Here is a 13,395-nt window from a genome sequence, read left to right as displayed (position 1 = left end):
GAGTCCCGCCCTGTAGGACGCGAACCCAACTTCAATCCCGCACCACGCCGTTCCACCAGGTCGGCCGCCCGCCTCGCGGGCGGTCGGCCTTTCGCATCCCCCGGATCCGGGCATCGGCCCGGCTCGACGTCCATCCCCAGGAGGCGCCATGCGCACCATCCGCCGCGACGGCTGGACCGCCGCCGACTACGACTCCGAGCAGATCCTCCGCGAGCTCGGGCACCGCGACGCCGCCGCCCGGGTGAACCGGGCCCGCCGCCGGCGCCCGATTCGCCGGGCCTGGCGCACGCTGCGCGCCCGGCTCCACCGCCGCGCCACCAACGCGACGCCGACGGCGGGCATCGACTGGGTCGCGGCCCGGGCGGCGGCCGACGCCGTCAACCGCGGCGACACCGGCGAAGCCGACCGCATCGTGCAGGCCACCGCCGACCCGCGCGGCACCGCCTTCGCGGCGTTCCGCTTCATCGGCGTCGAATGACCCACCTCCCGCCTGTCGGTTGCCTCCCCCGCCCGTCCCGGCCTGTGCGCCGGTACGGACGGGGCGAGGGGAGCCGGACAGTCCGGACACAACACGCTGAGGAGGCGTCTGTGCGTACCAGCACCGAGAAGACCAGCCCCGCCACCGTCTTCAGGACGGGTGACTTCGTCCTGTACCGCGACCCGGCGCTGTTCTGGGCGGGCAAGCCGGACCACACCTTCGTCTGCAAGATCACGTACACCTGGATGACCGGCGGCTATGACCTGTTCGCCCTGGTCTCCGGCCGCGTGATCAGCCAGGTGCGGTCGGACTACATGCGGCTGCTGCCGCCGGCCGACGCGATGCGCGACATCGACACCGCCCCGCTGCACGGCGACGCCGCGGCCGCTGACATGACGGCGGCCGCGATGGCGTGGCTCACCCGGCAGCACGCGATCGCCAACACGACGCCGGAGCTGCCCGCCCCGCGCGGCTGACCCACCCACCCCGTACAACCGCTGCCCCGGGCCTCCCGGGGCGGCACCCGACCTGGAAGGAGGCGGCGTGGCCGCCACACGAACCCGTAAGAGGGCCAACGCCCGCACCAAGACGACGGCCACGACGGCCGCGCAGCCCGCCACCTCCACCCTGCCCGCCCAGGCCCCGACCCCGACCCCCGAGACGGAGACCGTCGCGGACACGGCGGCGGCGCCGGAGACGGACTGGGCGACGCTGGCCAGGGTCGCGGACGCCCGCGACCGGGCCGCCGACATCATCGACACCGCCCGCGCCCAGGCCCTCGCCCTCCAGACGCAGGCCGAGGAACAGGCGGCGCGCACCGTCGCCGACACCCACGAGCAGACCACCGCCCTGCTGGCCGACGCGCGCACCCGCGCCGAGGCCGTCACCGTGAGCGCCCAGGAGGAGGCCACCGCCCAGCGGGCGGCCGCCACCACCGAGGCCGAGACGGTCCGCGCGGAGGCGCAGAAGCTGCGCGCCGAGGCCGACAGGCTCCTGGCCGAGGCCCGTGACCGCGCCGACCAGCTCCTCGCCCAGGCGCGGGCGCAGGTCGGGGAGCTGACCGAACTGGCCGCCGCCGACCACCAGGCCACCGCGACGGCGATCGCCGAGCTGCGGCGCCTGGCCGAAGCCGACCTCACCGAGATCGGCGCCCTGGTCGAGTCCCGGCGCGACGAGGCCGGTCAGATCCTCGCCCGTGCCCGGGAGGAGGCCGACACCCTGCTCGCCGCCGCACAGAAGGAGGTTGAGCAGGCCCGCGAGCGGCACGCCCAGCTCGCCAAGGCTGCCGCCACGCAGTACGACGCCCGGCGCGCCGAGGCGGAGGCGCTGTACGCGGACGCGGTCGAGGCCGCCGCTGAGCGGCGCCGCGAGGCCGATGCCCACGTCGCCGCCGTGAACACCGAGGCGGAGACGGCCCGCGCCGAGCTGCGCACCGAGCTGCGCGAGCTCGGCGAGAAGTTCGACACCGAGGCCGCGGCGAAGCGCCAGGCCCTGGCCGAGGAGCTCGCCGGGCTGAAGACGGCGTGCGACCAGCAGCGCGAGAAGCTGCGCACCGAGGCGACGACGGTTGCTCAGGAGCTGCGCGCGGCCGCGCAGAAGGAGGCCGAGCGCATCACCGGCGAGGCCGAGCGCAAGGCCAAGGGCATCACCGAGCGGGCGCAGGCCGACGAGGCCCGGGCCCGCCGGCTGCTGACCGAGGCCCGCGAGGCGAAGAAGTCGGCCTCGAAGTGGCGCGGTTGGCGTCAGAACCTCGGCGGCAAGCTGTGGAAGATGGCGCCGTGGGTGGCGCTGGCCGCTGGCGTCGGGCTCGCCGCCTCCGGCGAGTACGAGCTGGCCCGGATGGTCGGCATCAACGAGTGGGTCGCTCCGCTCTTGCCGGTGTCGATCGACGTCTACTGCGTCACCGCGTTCCGCACCAAGCGGGACATCGCGGCGGCGCTGCTGCTGATGGCGTCGGCCAACGTGGTCTTCCACCTCTCTGAGCAGGCGCACCTCGTTCCCGAGGGCGGGTCGGCTCCGTGGTGGCTCACCACCTTCGTCGTCCTGATCTTCGTGGCCGTCATCTGGCGCGTACACACCCTCATGCACGACGACGGTACGGACGGCCACGGCAGTACGGCCGCCCCGTCCGGTACGGCCACCGGTACGTCGGTCCGTACCGGCATGGACGGCGGAAACGGAACGCCCGCCCGTACCGGTACACACCGCCGGACGGACGGTACGGACAGCATCGCATCCGGCCGTACGCAGCCCGCTCACAGCGACCTGTACGCCGCGAACAGCGGTGGACGAGCGGACGGTACGGGCACCGGACACGACGGTACGGACCCGGCACACGCTCTCTCCCGCCCCTCGCACCACGACGGGGGCGAAGGCGTGCTGACCAGGCCGTACAGCGACCGTACATACGGCGTACACACCACCCCTGACGGGGCGGCGCGTACAGGTACGGCGACCCGAGGGCGTACCGGTACGGCTCACCCGGCCGTACAGGAGCGCACCGGCACGGTCAGCGTCCGTACCCAGCTCGGCCCCGACGCCGTACAGGGTGGCCGTACCGGTGGGGCCACCGCCTCCTCCCGCGCAACCGGAACCGGCGGTACGGGCCGTACAGCCGGTACGGACCGACCCGGTACGCCCGCCCGTACGGACGCCGAACTCCTCCCGCTCGTGCAGGCGCTCCCGCGCGACGAGGACGGCTACGTCACCCTCTACCGGGCCCGTACCGACCTCTCGGTCAACCTGCCCCGCGCGGTCCGGCTGCTGAAGGAGGCCGGCCTGCTGCGGCCCGAGGACGCCGACAAGCACCTCACCTGACCCACCCGTCCGGCACACACCAAGGAGGGCCAGCCCGCGCTAATCGGGCTGGCCCTCCTCGCGACTGCCGGAAGCAGCCACCGCCAGTACAGCACGTTTCCCCTGATCAGACCCCGCTTCCGGCACGCCTGGACGGGCTCGAACCCACATCGCAAAGGAGCAGCCGCCCATGTCCGGCATCGACTGGGACAAGGAGTTCACCCTCATGAACCCCCAGACCCCCGCGACCCCCGCAAACCCCCCGACGCCCGCAACTCCGGAGAAGCCGAACAATCCCGCGACCTCGCGTTTCTCCGCCGCCGTCGACGGGATGCGCCGCAACACTGCGGCCCTCGCCGTGTGCGGCACGATCGCCGTCGTCGCCGTGTGCGGAACGGTCGTCGCCGTCACCAACATGCAGGCCGACCAGGCCGCCCAGGAGCGTGCGCGCGCCAAGGAGGACGCCGCGAACGCCCTGGTCGCGGCGGAGGCCGACAAGCAGCGGGCCGAGACCGAAGAGGCCACCGCCAAGGCCGCGTACGAGCGGGAGATGACCGTCTACCGCGAGTGCATGAAGGGCCGCGCCGCGGCGGTCGCCAAGGCGTCCAGCTACGACGTCTCCAGGATCCCCGAGTGCAACGCCCCGGTCTTCAGCACCGCCTCCACCAAGGCCCAGCAGCCCGCCGGCTCCAGCTCCGACAGCGGCATCACCTCCAGCCCCTGGCTGTGGGTGGCGCTCATCGGAGGCGGCGGATTCATCGCCTACAAGAAGCTCTCCGTGCCCTCCGGTTCGGGCGCGGTAACCCCCATGAACGACAAGGGATTCACCTTCGAGAAGGGTGCGTGACATGACGCTTCAGTTCTTCGCCCTCGCCCTGTTCTGCTGGGCCCTCTTCTTCACCTTCAAGAAGACCAAGGGAAAGCAGATGGCGATCTGCATCATGCTGATCGTCTCCGGGATCTTCCTGCCGTACACGCCGTTCAGCGAGGAGATCCGCAGCACGCTGGAGTCCGTGTTCAACACGGCCAACACGACCGTGAACAACATCGGCTCGTCGTCGCGCTGAGTGACCGAGCGCGGTTACCGGTTACCGGTTACAGCCCCCGAACACCCCCGGAACCGCCCCGCGGACGACCCGAACCGGGGTCTCAGGGGCCTGTAACCGGTAACCGGTAACCGCCGGAGACCACACAGCGTCACAGAAGGGAGGCTCATGGAACTCCTCTTACTCCTCGCCATCAGCTACGTGTTCGGCGTGGAGAAAACGCACGGCAAATACGAACAGGCGGGAATTAAGAAACCCCCCGCAAAAACAAAAGGCAAATGGAATCCGACCCGGGCGCCGGACACATTCCGAAACACGCCGTACAGCATCGCGGCGAAAACGCATTACGGGCTCCTGGCCGGTGCCCATATGGCCGGTGGCCTGCGCGACGGATGGCGCTCGGGCTACCTCAAAAAGCCGACCGGGAAGCCTTCCGTTTCCACCTCCGGAGGACCTTCTACAGCCACCCCGCCGACAGGGACCTCGTCCACGACGACGCCGCCGTCGGGAACCTCCTCGACGACGACGCCGCCGTCGGGAACCTCGTCCACGACCACCCCGCCGTCGGGAACCTCGTCCACGACGACGCCGCCGTCGGGGACCTCCTCGACGACGACCCCGCCGTCGGGGACCTCCTCGACAACAACGCCGCCATCGGGAACCACGTCCTCGACGACCCCGCCGACGACGGTGCCGCCGGGCTCCGCGGTCCCGCCCGCGGGCACCATCCCGCGGCCCCGCACCGTCAAGTTGCCCGACCACATCCGGAAGGACCCCGCGATGCAGCCCAACCCGCCCGTCCCGCACGCCGCGACCGTCGACGACAAGGGTGTCCACGTCACGACCGCCGCGGGCAAGTCCCGCACCTACAGCGGCGGCGAGGTCATGACCCTCACCCAGGTCATCGACCTCGCCGACGGCTCGGCCACCCTGTGCCAGGCCAGCACCGACACCGCCCTGGAACTCATGGACGAGGCCACGGAGCTGGCCACCGACTGCGACACGCTCATCGCCGACATCACCGCCAAGGGCGTCGGCGCGGGCCTGATCGGCAAGTGCGAGTACCTCAAGGAGCAGCTCGACCTCCAGGCCGCCGCCGCCAAGGACGTCCACGACAAGATCCAGGGCGGCGAGGAGGCGTGCCGCACCGCCTCGGCGAACGCCGAGGCCCGGCACGGCGGCATCTTCCGGGCCGTCGCCGACTCCCCCCTGACCAAGCCCGCCGAGCGCGACTTCTACAACGCCCGATAGAAGAGGAGCAGCCCCGCATGAGCGCCACCGAGACCCTGAAGGACGCCGCGAACTACGCGGCCCTGCGCACCAAGCTGGCCTGGCTCACCCACAAGGTCCACGCGCACGCCCAGACCGTCACCAAGCTCGCCGCCGACGTCGACGACGCCGCCGAACAGATGCTGGACGCCTCCGAGACGATGAAGGCGCTGGCCGTCGACGACGCCACGACCTCCGAGTTCGCCGACGCCGCGCTGACCATGACCGGCGTCAAGGACGCGGCCGGCGCCTACACCTCCGCCGCCGACAGCGCCTCCGCGGCCGCCGACGACGCGAAGACCACCACCGAGAACGACCACGGCGGCATCGCCGACGCGGTGGACTCCTCCCCCGTCGACATGGCCGAAGCCGCCTTCTACACCCAGCCGTAAGGAGAACAAGACCGTGGGGCCGACCCGAGCTCAGTTCATCCAGTACGCGCCTGCCGCGCTTGCGGTGGTGCCACTCGTGGCCGGCCCCTGGTCCGCCCTCGCCGCCGCGGCGGCCGGAGCCGGGGCGTGGGCCGTCAACGCCTCCGCCCCGGTTCTTCGTTCTCTGATCGGGTGCGGGTTCACGGCCACCGGCTGCGGCATCGCCGCGCATGAGGTCCTCGCCAGCGGCATGAACCCGCTGATCGCCCTCGGGCTCGCGGTCCCGGCCGGGGCGGCCGCCCTGGCCCACCACCGCAACCTCGCCGGCCACACCCCCGTGCCCGCGCTCGCGCCCGTGACCATCACCAAGAGCGCGGGCACGGGGGCGGGGCTGACGTCGCAGGAGCAGGTGATCGCCGCCTTCTGGGCGGAGTTCATCTCCGGGCCCACCCAGACCGAGGGCCGCAAGCTCATCCAGCCGGGCGCAGCCCTGGAACACCTCGTCCTCCAGGTCGACGGCGGCCACGTGGCGTTCACCGGGATCATCACCCTGCCCCCCGGGCAGCAGGTGCGGGTCCGGGAAGGCGACATCGCCTCCGTCTACCGGGTCCCCATCTCCCAGATCGAGCTGGGAGACCCCAAGCACTACGCGCCGAACGCGCTGCCGGTCACCGTGCAGCTGACGGCACCGGCGGCGCAGCCGCAGATCGCGGCCGGTGCCCCCACGACGCCTGAGGAGCTGTGGGCCGCGTACGTCGGCGTGCCGGAAGGCGCGATGCCCGGCACCTCCCTGACCGTGACCCGCTACGACGGGCCGCTGGACTGGGAGGGCATTGCGACCCGCGACCGCCGGGCGATCGGGACCGTCAACCTCCAGGACCTCGCGGGCAACCTCGACCTGGAGACGATCCAGATCGCCCTGGCCCCTGGCGACAAGCCGTCGCAGATGGGGATCCGGGTGATGCGGGAGCACGCGCTGATGCACGGCACGATGCTCTCCTCGGTTCTGGACGAGCTGGCGATGGACTCGCGCGGCTACGTCCGCGCCGGGACCTACGTGGATGGCCGGGCCGCGCTGCTGCCGCTGGCGCAGCCCGGCTCCGGTGCCCGCCACCTCTACCTGGTGGGCGGGTCGCGGTCGGGCAAGTCGGGGCTGCTGGAGCAGATCCTGCTCTCCGCCCACCGCTCCGGCATCGCGGTGGTCCTCGCCTCCCCGCAGGCCGGGACCATCGCCGGCGCCTCGCTGTCCGCGTACCTCGGGGACGGCCTGGACGAGGCGATGGGCGCGCTGCGCCTGGCCTACGCGATGATGCTCGACCGCGAGGCCCGCTACCGCTCCCCCGCCTTCCCCTTCACCGACCCGCTGATCCTGGTCGTCATCGACGAAGCGCACATGCTGCTGTCGGCCTCCTCCCCGTACCACCTGGAGGCGAAGGCCATCGTGGAGCAGCTCACCCGCCGGTCCCTCAAGAGGGGCATCGGCGTGGTCCTGGCCACCCAGACCCCGCTCGCCGAAGACCTCGGCAACAGCACCGTCATCCGCTCGCAGCTCCTCATCGGCGGTGGCGCCGTTTTCCTGCGCTGCGCCAAGGGCCAGGGCTCGCTGGTCGGGGCGAACGCGGTGGAGGGCGCGGAGGGCATCGACCTGTCGATGATCCCCTCGCAGTGGCCGGGCCAGTACGCCAAGGTCGCCGACCGGGACATGTCGGGCCTGGCCACCGAGGCCGCCGCCGCTCCCGAGGACGGCACCTTCGGCCTGGGCTACCTCCTCACCCCCGGCAGCCAGGCCGTCCAGTTCCGCTCCCTGCACCTGGACGTGCCGCCCGTCTCCCTCGCCGGAGACGAGCGGCCGGTCGGGATCGAGCACTGCGACGCCTGGCGCGAGCGCGACGCGATCGCGAGGACGCCGATGGTCGACAAGCGCGGCAAGAACCTGATCGGCAGCCTCGCCGACCTCCTCGCCGCGGCCGAGGGCGCCCCCTCCTCGCAGGAGCCGACGACCCACCACAACCCCGCCGACCCCCACGCCGTCACCGGGCCCGCCCGGCCGGGTGGAGCCCCGGCTGCCTCCGAAGGACAGGAGCTGATCAAGCCGCGCATCCTCGAACTCCTCCAGGAGCACTCCATCCCCATGACCGCCGAAACCATCGCCCGCAAGCTCGAGACACCCGCCAACCGCATCAAGCCGCGCCTGTCTGAGCTGAAGAAGCAGAACAAGGTCACCAACGAGAACGGCCTGTGGAGGGCAGCATGAACACCCGCATCAACAGCGGTACCGACTTCACCCCCGTCGACCAGGACCTGTACGCGGCGGCGTTCCGACTCCTCGACCCCAACCCCACCCCGGAACCCGCCGCCCCCGCCGCCCTCACGGCGCCCGCGCAGGCTCCTCTCATCGCCGTCCAGCCGGTGCGCCTGACCGGCCCGGTCGAGAAGACCCTCACCGACGCGCTCGCGTTCCTCGACACCCACGGCTGGACCAGGTACAGCCTCATCAACACCGAGGGCGCCCGCTGCTCCATCGGCGCCCTGCGCGCCGCGGCCGGCGCCCGCAACGCCGCCTACTGTGACGCCGGGAACCTGCTCCTGGATGAGGCCCGCCGCCAGCACGGCAAGAAGTGGCAGACCATCCCGTCCTGGAACGACTCCCACAGCGGAGCGCAGGTGCGTAGCGTGTGGGAGGCCGCCATCCGGCGCGCCCACCACATGAACATCTGACGCTGGAGGAGCTGCCCGTGTCGTTCTCGTTCACCAACCCCGAGTCGAGCCGCGACGACGGCCGGTCGTTCTCGTTCACCGGCCCGCAGCCGGGCAGCGACGACGGCCGGTCGTTCTCGTTCACCGGCTCGGACCCGGCCGACATCGACAGGCAGCTCCAGGCAATCTCCGACATGGCCACCGAGATCCTCCGCCGTGTCGAAGACGTCCGCAGGCAGATCAACACCTGACCGACTCCTCCGCCCTGACGCGGAGACACCCGCACACAGCTCGGCTCACGCCCCGCCCGGATCCCTTCCGAGCGGGGCGTCGCCGTTCCCTGCCCGAAACCATCACCCTCTCGGGAGACCGACCACCGTGCGCCGATACCGCTACCGCTGCACCATCTGCCGCACCACCAGCCCCGTCGTCCTCCACCCCGACGACCTAGCCGCCGAAGGCGACGCCCACCGCCAGGCCGTCCACGACGGCCACTTCCCCGACGACGAACTCGCCGGCGAGATAGACCGCCAGGGCCGCTGGTACGCCGCCCTGTCCCCGCTCGCTGTTCTCCACGCCCGCATCGCCGACGGCCTCAGCGACCTGCGCGACGAGAAGACGATGGGCCACTACTGGTGGGCCAGCACCAGCTCCGCCCTCCTGATCGGCGGGTCCACCGCCCTCATCGCCCTCGCCGTCACCGCCGCCCTCTGACACAGGCTCCGACCGCCCCGCCTGGCTACCGGCACCGGCCCGCCCCGCACCCGGGAGCGGCCGGTCCCCGGTGACCGGACAGGCCGACCGGCCATCCGCCCTCACCCCGTGCTCCATCGACGGAGCCCAGCACTGCCCACCACCCATCCCGTTGGAGGACACCCGTGCTCATCCCCCGCCCGCGCCGCCGGATCGGACGACCCCGTCCGCAGCGCCCCGGCCCCCGCTACCCGCGGCACCCCGCACGGCTCCCCGGCTCCTGGAGCCGGTGATATCCGGTCCGGCCGCACAGAGAAGCGCGCCGCATGGATCATCCGTGCGGCGCGCTCAGGGGTCCGACCGAGCGTCGAACTACTCCGTGGTGGTTCCAGCTAGATGCTGGGCGGCGGGATCGGGGTGGTGTCGTACCCATCAGCCGCCAGCTTGGCCAGGAAGAGGCGACCAAACGCAGGCTGGTCCTTCCCGTATCGCGGAGTGCCGGCCCGTTCGTCCTGCTGCTCGACCACGGCAGCAGCGAAGCGGTCCCTATACCAAGTGATGACCGTCCTTGAGCGGTCCACCTCGTTCCACCAGGGCTTGTTCTTGGCATGCTCCTCGAAGCGCCGATCGGGGCTGACAGAGATGCCCACGTAGAGCAGCGTCTCCTCGAGGTCGAATAGGCGGTAGACGGCTGTCGGCCTTGCGCCCATGGCCTTTTCTCCCAGTCGATTCGTGTCGCGATGACGGGTGTCCGAAGCAGCTCCTCGCGATGCTGCGGTGCCTACTTGCTGCTCTTCGGCCCGGGCTTCGCGGGCTCGATGCCGTTCTCCCGGGCGATCCTCCGCACGTACGCCGCGGTGAACGGGGACCGCTCCGTTACGTCGGTGGGCCGCATCCCGTTCTTCAGCGCCGCAATGACCGCTGCGATGGCGGCCTTTCGTGCCTGGTCGTGGGCTTCTTCGGTCTCTCTGTACCGCTGGGTGGCCTGATCCAGTGCCTGCTCAACATCCATGCGCAACAGAGTATCGCTACAAGCTTGCGCATGGCTTTCTTGTATCGCTACTTTGTATCGCAACACGGAGGCGCTTTCTCAGTGAAGGGAGGCAGTGCATGCGCACTCACGGCACCAACAGGAGCGACACCGACGAGGACCTGGTCGACGTCGACCCGCACGACCCCGGCGACGGATCGCTGCCGGTCTTCCGGTGGCGCCAGGCCGGCTCCGGGCTCGTGACCCGCCGCCAGCTGCGGGAGATGGGCCTGCGCCCCGGCGGCCAGGAGCCCGTCGCCCGCATCGAATGCCGCGGCGGCCGACGGTTCGCGTGGCTGTACCGGATCGACCTGGCGAAGCCCAAGTTCCCGATGACTCTCGCCAAGGAAGCGGCGCTCGACAAGGCGATGGCCAAGCGCCAGACCTGCGGCACCTGCCGCCGCCGCTACTTCCACTGCATCCCTTTGCGCTCCTTGGGCTCGTGTCTGGAGTGCCACGACGGCACGCCCGCCGACCCCGCCTCCTACCTCGCTCCCCCGGCCCCGCACCTGCGAGCCGCCTGAACCGAGAGGACCACCTCATGCAGGCTCACCGTCCCGCCGTCTTTGCCGCCGTGCTCGGACTGACCCGTGCCGGGAGCGCGATCGGAGACTTCTGGGTGCAGAACGACTTCTGCGCCCGGGTGAAGGGCGCCTCCGACGACCACCCGGTCACCTACGAGGACCCGGACACCGAGAAGAAGACGGTCCACGGCACGGCCGACGGCCGCAAGGCGTGCCTCCACCACTGCCTGACCTACACCGCCACCCAGGCGATCGTCGCCGGGCTCGGCGCCCGCGCGCTCGGCATCCGCGTCCACCCGGCCGCCGCCGCGGCCGCCCTCGCGGTGTCATTCGGCACCCACTACGCCGCCGACCGGCGCGTCCCGGGCGAGGGCCTGCTGGAGAAGCTCGCCACCAAGACCGGCAAGAGCGGCTTCTACAAGCTCGCCGACTTCGGCATGAACGGGGCCTTCCACCTCGACAGCGCCTGGCACCACGGCTGGGAGACGGTCGCCGCCCTGATCGCCACCACCGGCGCGAAGACCCGGTAACCGGCCGCTCCCACGCCCACCCCCCGCTCGCGCCGCCCGGCCGGGCACGACGAACCACCCTCCTGACCCGCCTTGAGACGGCCTGCAGTTCTGCGGGCCGCCCTCACCCCATCCCGAAGGGAACCCGCTGTGCGCGCTTCCGTACGCCGCTCTATCCAGGCCCTGCTCGACGGCGCCGACATGGTCACCATGCTGGCCGGTGCCGCCAGCGGCGCCGTGGCCGGCTACACCTACTACCCGGCCACCTTCGACGCCGACCTGCGCCTGGCCGCCACCGGCGCCGTCGCCCTCGGCGGCACCTTCCTCTTCACCACGGTCGCCGACGCGGTGCTCGCCCCGCTGCGCCGCCGCTTCGCCCAGGCCGACGTCGCCGACATGCGGGCCGCCGCCCAGACCCGCGCGGCCGAAGCCCGCGGCGTCGCCGTACCGAGCGGCCTGAGCGAGGCGGTCGACCAGGTCGCCGCGGCCGCCGAGGACGACGCCGCACGCTGCGCCGCCCAGGCCGCCTACCGCATCGACCTCAGCGACCAGCTGCTGAGCAACCCCGGCCGGTGGCGCGGCTACATCAACGGCGAGGCCAGCTACTACCTCGCCCCCGGCACGGTCCTGCACTACAGCCGCGAGGAGAACGAGCGCGGCATCGCCGAGCACCGCTACACGCTCCTGACCGCCGACGACCCGACGCCGGTCTCCGTCACCAACGTCCGGGACATCCTCGAGGACCTCGTCCCGCGCGCCCGCAAGACGGCCGAGGACCTCGACGCGGTGGAGCCGAGCACGGTCTGACGGCTTTCTGTGCCGCCCCCTGGTCCGCGCACGGCGCGGAGTCCGGGGGCGGTGCGGAGGACCGGACAGCCCGGCCCCGGCCGTCCAACGGCCTCGCACACCCGCGACAGGAGAACTCGCGCTCATGGCCCGCACCTTCAACGCCACGCTCCAGCCGCTCGACACGACCATCCCCGACCCGGCCGTCGTCGTCCTGATCGGGGCTGCCGGCTCCGGCAAGTCGGCCTTCGCCTCCACCTGGTCCCCCTCCCAGGTGCTGGAGCTCGACGCGTTCCGGGCGATGGTCTCGGACGAGTTCTCTGTCAAGTTCTGCATGTTGATCTGATTCGATGGCCCACGGGGGGCGATTCGCCTCGGCCGAGTCGGAGAGGGAGACGGATGGACGAGCGCACGGTCATGCTGAACATGCTCGCGCAGGGGCTGCGGCCGATCGAGCAGGGTGTCGAGTGGTTCGAAGCTCTGCCGGCTGAGAACCAGTTCGAGGTCTTGCGGGATCTGTGCGGACACTGCATGCAGGCCCGCGCGACGGAGGAGGACGGTCCCGAGAGCGTGCGACGCGCTGGCCTTCGGCCGACGTATACCCCGGCGGTTTTGATCACGCGTGGGCAGCTGAACGTGCAGCTGGCAAAGATCATCAATTTGCCGCAGGACGAACGTGTGAAGGCATTTCGGCTGTTGGTTGCGCTACTGGGGGTGGCGGACGAGCGTCGCCGGGAGCGGTTCTGCGCTGACGGGTGTGGTCATGCCTGGCACCAGTTGGCGGAAAATCCCGATTCGGGAGCGGCCATCGCGTGATCATCAAGGGTTGCGTCAGCGTCTGAGGATGACGCCATGGCCAGGCCATAGCGCAGATCCCGCTCGATGACGGGCTACCGAATCAGACGCTCGGTTGACGTGGTTCACCATCGATCCTCTCGGCGCTCGACAACAGTTCCGGGTGCAACCGGCGTCGGGCGCTGAACAGCTCGATGCCCAGAAGCCGTCCGTCTGAGTCGTAGTCGAGTATCGCTGTGTTGTCCTCGGCGGGTACTTGCCGGACGGCTTCGCCTGGGGCGATCTTGTCGACAAGATAGATGTACGCCATATTCGCCGATGCGTCGTACTCGATCCGCATTGCTGGCCTCCCCTTTGTTCGCCGACCTGGGGCGTCAGGTCCTGGTATTCCGGAGAGGGTA

General features: G+C 71.2%; 20 protein-coding genes. 16 read left to right on the top strand and 4 right to left on the bottom strand.

Annotated elements, in window-relative coordinates; translation table 11 throughout:
• Positions 1-148: 148 nt before the first annotated feature.
• The 5 genes from ACIQCH_RS13020 to ACIQCH_RS13000 all read left to right on the top strand — a co-directional run bounded on the left by ACIQCH_RS13020 (position 149) and on the right by ACIQCH_RS13000 (position 4,341).
• Entirely contained in the window at positions 149-478 is a 330-nt protein-coding gene (locus ACIQCH_RS13020; RefSeq protein WP_402580726.1) for a hypothetical protein, read from the top strand.
• Positions 479-588: 110 nt separating this feature from the next.
• Positions 589-954 carry a hypothetical protein gene (locus ACIQCH_RS13015; RefSeq protein ID WP_402580725.1) on the top strand — a complete coding sequence of 122 codons (366 nt, stop codon included), beginning with the start codon at positions 589-591 and terminating at the stop codon, positions 952-954.
• A gap of 67 nt (positions 955-1,021) precedes the next feature.
• Entirely contained in the window at positions 1,022-3,295 is a 2,274-nt protein-coding gene (locus ACIQCH_RS13010) for a hypothetical protein (RefSeq protein WP_402580724.1), read from the top strand.
• 169 nt (positions 3,296-3,464) lie between these two features.
• Positions 3,465-4,121, top strand: coding sequence for a hypothetical protein (locus ACIQCH_RS13005; RefSeq protein WP_402580723.1), 657 nt, complete (start codon positions 3,465-3,467; stop codon positions 4,119-4,121).
• A gap of 1 nt (position 4,122) precedes the next feature.
• The gene (locus ACIQCH_RS13000) at positions 4,123-4,341 is read left to right on the top strand and encodes a hypothetical protein (protein WP_249004794.1); all 219 of its coding nucleotides are present in this window, start codon (positions 4,123-4,125) and stop codon (positions 4,339-4,341) included.
• Between the two features lie 383 nt (positions 4,342-4,724).
• Here the strand turns inward: ACIQCH_RS13000 and ACIQCH_RS12995 are convergent, their stop codons facing one another.
• The gene (locus ACIQCH_RS12995; protein WP_402580722.1) at positions 4,725-5,048 is read right to left on the bottom strand and encodes a hypothetical protein; all 324 of its coding nucleotides are present in this window, start codon (positions 5,046-5,048) and stop codon (positions 4,725-4,727) included.
• Positions 5,049-5,100: 52 nt separating this feature from the next.
• Here ACIQCH_RS12995 and ACIQCH_RS12990 point away from each other — a divergent pair, with 52 nt between their 5' ends.
• The 6 genes from ACIQCH_RS12990 (at position 5,101) to ACIQCH_RS12965 (ending at position 9,371) form a co-directional block, all read left to right on the top strand.
• Positions 5,101-5,571 carry a hypothetical protein gene (locus ACIQCH_RS12990; protein WP_402580721.1) on the top strand — a complete coding sequence of 157 codons (471 nt, stop codon included), beginning with the start codon at positions 5,101-5,103 and terminating at the stop codon, positions 5,569-5,571.
• A 17-nt stretch (positions 5,572-5,588) separates the two neighbouring features.
• On the top strand, positions 5,589-5,981 hold the full coding sequence (locus ACIQCH_RS12985; RefSeq protein WP_249004791.1) for a hypothetical protein: 393 nt from the start codon (positions 5,589-5,591) through the stop codon (positions 5,979-5,981).
• 13 nt (positions 5,982-5,994) lie between these two features.
• Complete coding sequence (locus tag ACIQCH_RS12980; protein ID WP_402580720.1) at positions 5,995-8,214, top strand: hypothetical protein; 2,220 nt, start codon at positions 5,995-5,997, stop codon at positions 8,212-8,214.
• Entirely contained in the window at positions 8,211-8,678 is a 468-nt protein-coding gene (locus ACIQCH_RS12975; RefSeq protein ID WP_402580719.1) for a hypothetical protein, read from the top strand. The genes ACIQCH_RS12980 and ACIQCH_RS12975 overlap by 4 nt, the downstream gene beginning before the upstream one ends.
• 17 nt (positions 8,679-8,695) lie before the next feature.
• The gene (locus ACIQCH_RS12970; RefSeq protein WP_402580718.1) at positions 8,696-8,908 is read left to right on the top strand and encodes a hypothetical protein; all 213 of its coding nucleotides are present in this window, start codon (positions 8,696-8,698) and stop codon (positions 8,906-8,908) included.
• 127 nt (positions 8,909-9,035) lie between these two features.
• Positions 9,036-9,371, top strand: a complete 336-nt coding sequence (locus ACIQCH_RS12965) for a hypothetical protein (protein ID WP_402580717.1) — start codon at positions 9,036-9,038, stop codon at positions 9,369-9,371.
• 371 nt (positions 9,372-9,742) lie between these two features.
• On the opposite strand, the gene ACIQCH_RS12960 is transcribed toward ACIQCH_RS12965, so the two are convergent.
• Both ACIQCH_RS12960 and ACIQCH_RS12955 read right to left on the bottom strand, forming a co-directional pair.
• On the bottom strand, positions 9,743-10,060 hold the full coding sequence (locus tag ACIQCH_RS12960; protein WP_402580716.1) for a GIY-YIG nuclease family protein: 318 nt from the start codon (positions 10,058-10,060) through the stop codon (positions 9,743-9,745).
• Between the two features lie 71 nt (positions 10,061-10,131).
• A complete protein-coding gene (locus ACIQCH_RS12955) occupies positions 10,132-10,362 on the bottom strand; it encodes a hypothetical protein (protein WP_384922262.1) in 231 nt (76 codons plus the stop codon).
• A gap of 98 nt (positions 10,363-10,460) precedes the next feature.
• Here ACIQCH_RS12955 and ACIQCH_RS12950 point away from each other — a divergent pair, with 98 nt between their 5' ends.
• The 5 genes from ACIQCH_RS12950 to ACIQCH_RS12930 all read left to right on the top strand — a co-directional run bounded on the left by ACIQCH_RS12950 (position 10,461) and on the right by ACIQCH_RS12930 (position 13,015).
• Complete coding sequence (locus ACIQCH_RS12950) at positions 10,461-10,904, top strand: RRQRL motif-containing zinc-binding protein (protein WP_402580715.1); 444 nt, start codon at positions 10,461-10,463, stop codon at positions 10,902-10,904.
• Positions 10,905-10,921: 17 nt separating this feature from the next.
• Complete coding sequence (locus ACIQCH_RS12945; protein WP_402580714.1) at positions 10,922-11,434, top strand: hypothetical protein; 513 nt, start codon at positions 10,922-10,924, stop codon at positions 11,432-11,434.
• Positions 11,435-11,563: 129 nt separating this feature from the next.
• On the top strand, positions 11,564-12,220 hold the full coding sequence (locus ACIQCH_RS12940; RefSeq protein WP_402580713.1) for a hypothetical protein: 657 nt from the start codon (positions 11,564-11,566) through the stop codon (positions 12,218-12,220).
• Between the two features lie 124 nt (positions 12,221-12,344).
• Positions 12,345-12,545, top strand: coding sequence for a hypothetical protein (locus tag ACIQCH_RS12935; protein ID WP_402580712.1), 201 nt, complete (start codon positions 12,345-12,347; stop codon positions 12,543-12,545).
• A gap of 53 nt (positions 12,546-12,598) precedes the next feature.
• Positions 12,599-13,015, top strand: a complete 417-nt coding sequence (locus tag ACIQCH_RS12930; RefSeq protein WP_402580711.1) for a DUF5958 family protein — start codon at positions 12,599-12,601, stop codon at positions 13,013-13,015.
• A gap of 82 nt (positions 13,016-13,097) precedes the next feature.
• Here the strand turns inward: ACIQCH_RS12930 and ACIQCH_RS12925 are convergent, their stop codons facing one another.
• Positions 13,098-13,334, bottom strand: coding sequence for a DUF2283 domain-containing protein (locus ACIQCH_RS12925; protein WP_402580710.1), 237 nt, complete (start codon positions 13,332-13,334; stop codon positions 13,098-13,100).
• Positions 13,335-13,395 lie beyond the last annotated feature (61 nt).

This window comes from Streptomyces sp. NPDC093225 (assembly GCF_044753805.1).
Lineage (GTDB): Bacteria > Actinomycetota > Actinomycetes > Streptomycetales > Streptomycetaceae > Streptomyces.
This window is presented reverse-complemented; position numbering and strand designations above follow the sequence as displayed.

What these genes read in the sequence shown, in the direction of transcription:
- ACIQCH_RS13020 (WP_402580726.1), top strand. Translation starts at nt 149, where the DNA reads ATGCGCACCATCCGCCGCGACGGCTGGACCGCCGCCGACTACGACTCC.
- ACIQCH_RS13005 (WP_402580723.1), top strand. Translation starts at nt 3,465, where the DNA reads ATGTCCGGCATCGACTGGGACAAGGAGTTCACCCTCATGAACCCCCAG.
- ACIQCH_RS13000 (WP_249004794.1), top strand. Translation starts at nt 4,123, where the DNA reads ATGACGCTTCAGTTCTTCGCCCTCGCCCTGTTCTGCTGGGCCCTCTTC.
- ACIQCH_RS12995 (WP_402580722.1), bottom strand. Translation starts at nt 5,048, where the DNA reads ATGGTGCCCGCGGGCGGGACCGCGGAGCCCGGCGGCACCGTCGTCGGC.
- ACIQCH_RS12990 (WP_402580721.1), top strand. Translation starts at nt 5,101, where the DNA reads ATGCAGCCCAACCCGCCCGTCCCGCACGCCGCGACCGTCGACGACAAG.
- ACIQCH_RS12985 (WP_249004791.1), top strand. Translation starts at nt 5,589, where the DNA reads ATGAGCGCCACCGAGACCCTGAAGGACGCCGCGAACTACGCGGCCCTG.
- ACIQCH_RS12975 (WP_402580719.1), top strand. Translation starts at nt 8,211, where the DNA reads ATGAACACCCGCATCAACAGCGGTACCGACTTCACCCCCGTCGACCAG.
- ACIQCH_RS12960 (WP_402580716.1), bottom strand. Translation starts at nt 10,060, where the DNA reads ATGGGCGCAAGGCCGACAGCCGTCTACCGCCTATTCGACCTCGAGGAG.
- ACIQCH_RS12955 (WP_384922262.1), bottom strand. Translation starts at nt 10,362, where the DNA reads ATGGATGTTGAGCAGGCACTGGATCAGGCCACCCAGCGGTACAGAGAG.
- ACIQCH_RS12950 (WP_402580715.1), top strand. Translation starts at nt 10,461, where the DNA reads ATGCGCACTCACGGCACCAACAGGAGCGACACCGACGAGGACCTGGTC.
- ACIQCH_RS12945 (WP_402580714.1), top strand. Translation starts at nt 10,922, where the DNA reads ATGCAGGCTCACCGTCCCGCCGTCTTTGCCGCCGTGCTCGGACTGACC.
- ACIQCH_RS12935 (WP_402580712.1), top strand. Translation starts at nt 12,345, where the DNA reads ATGGCCCGCACCTTCAACGCCACGCTCCAGCCGCTCGACACGACCATC.
- ACIQCH_RS12930 (WP_402580711.1), top strand. Translation starts at nt 12,599, where the DNA reads ATGGACGAGCGCACGGTCATGCTGAACATGCTCGCGCAGGGGCTGCGG.
- ACIQCH_RS12925 (WP_402580710.1), bottom strand. Translation starts at nt 13,334, where the DNA reads ATGCGGATCGAGTACGACGCATCGGCGAATATGGCGTACATCTATCTT.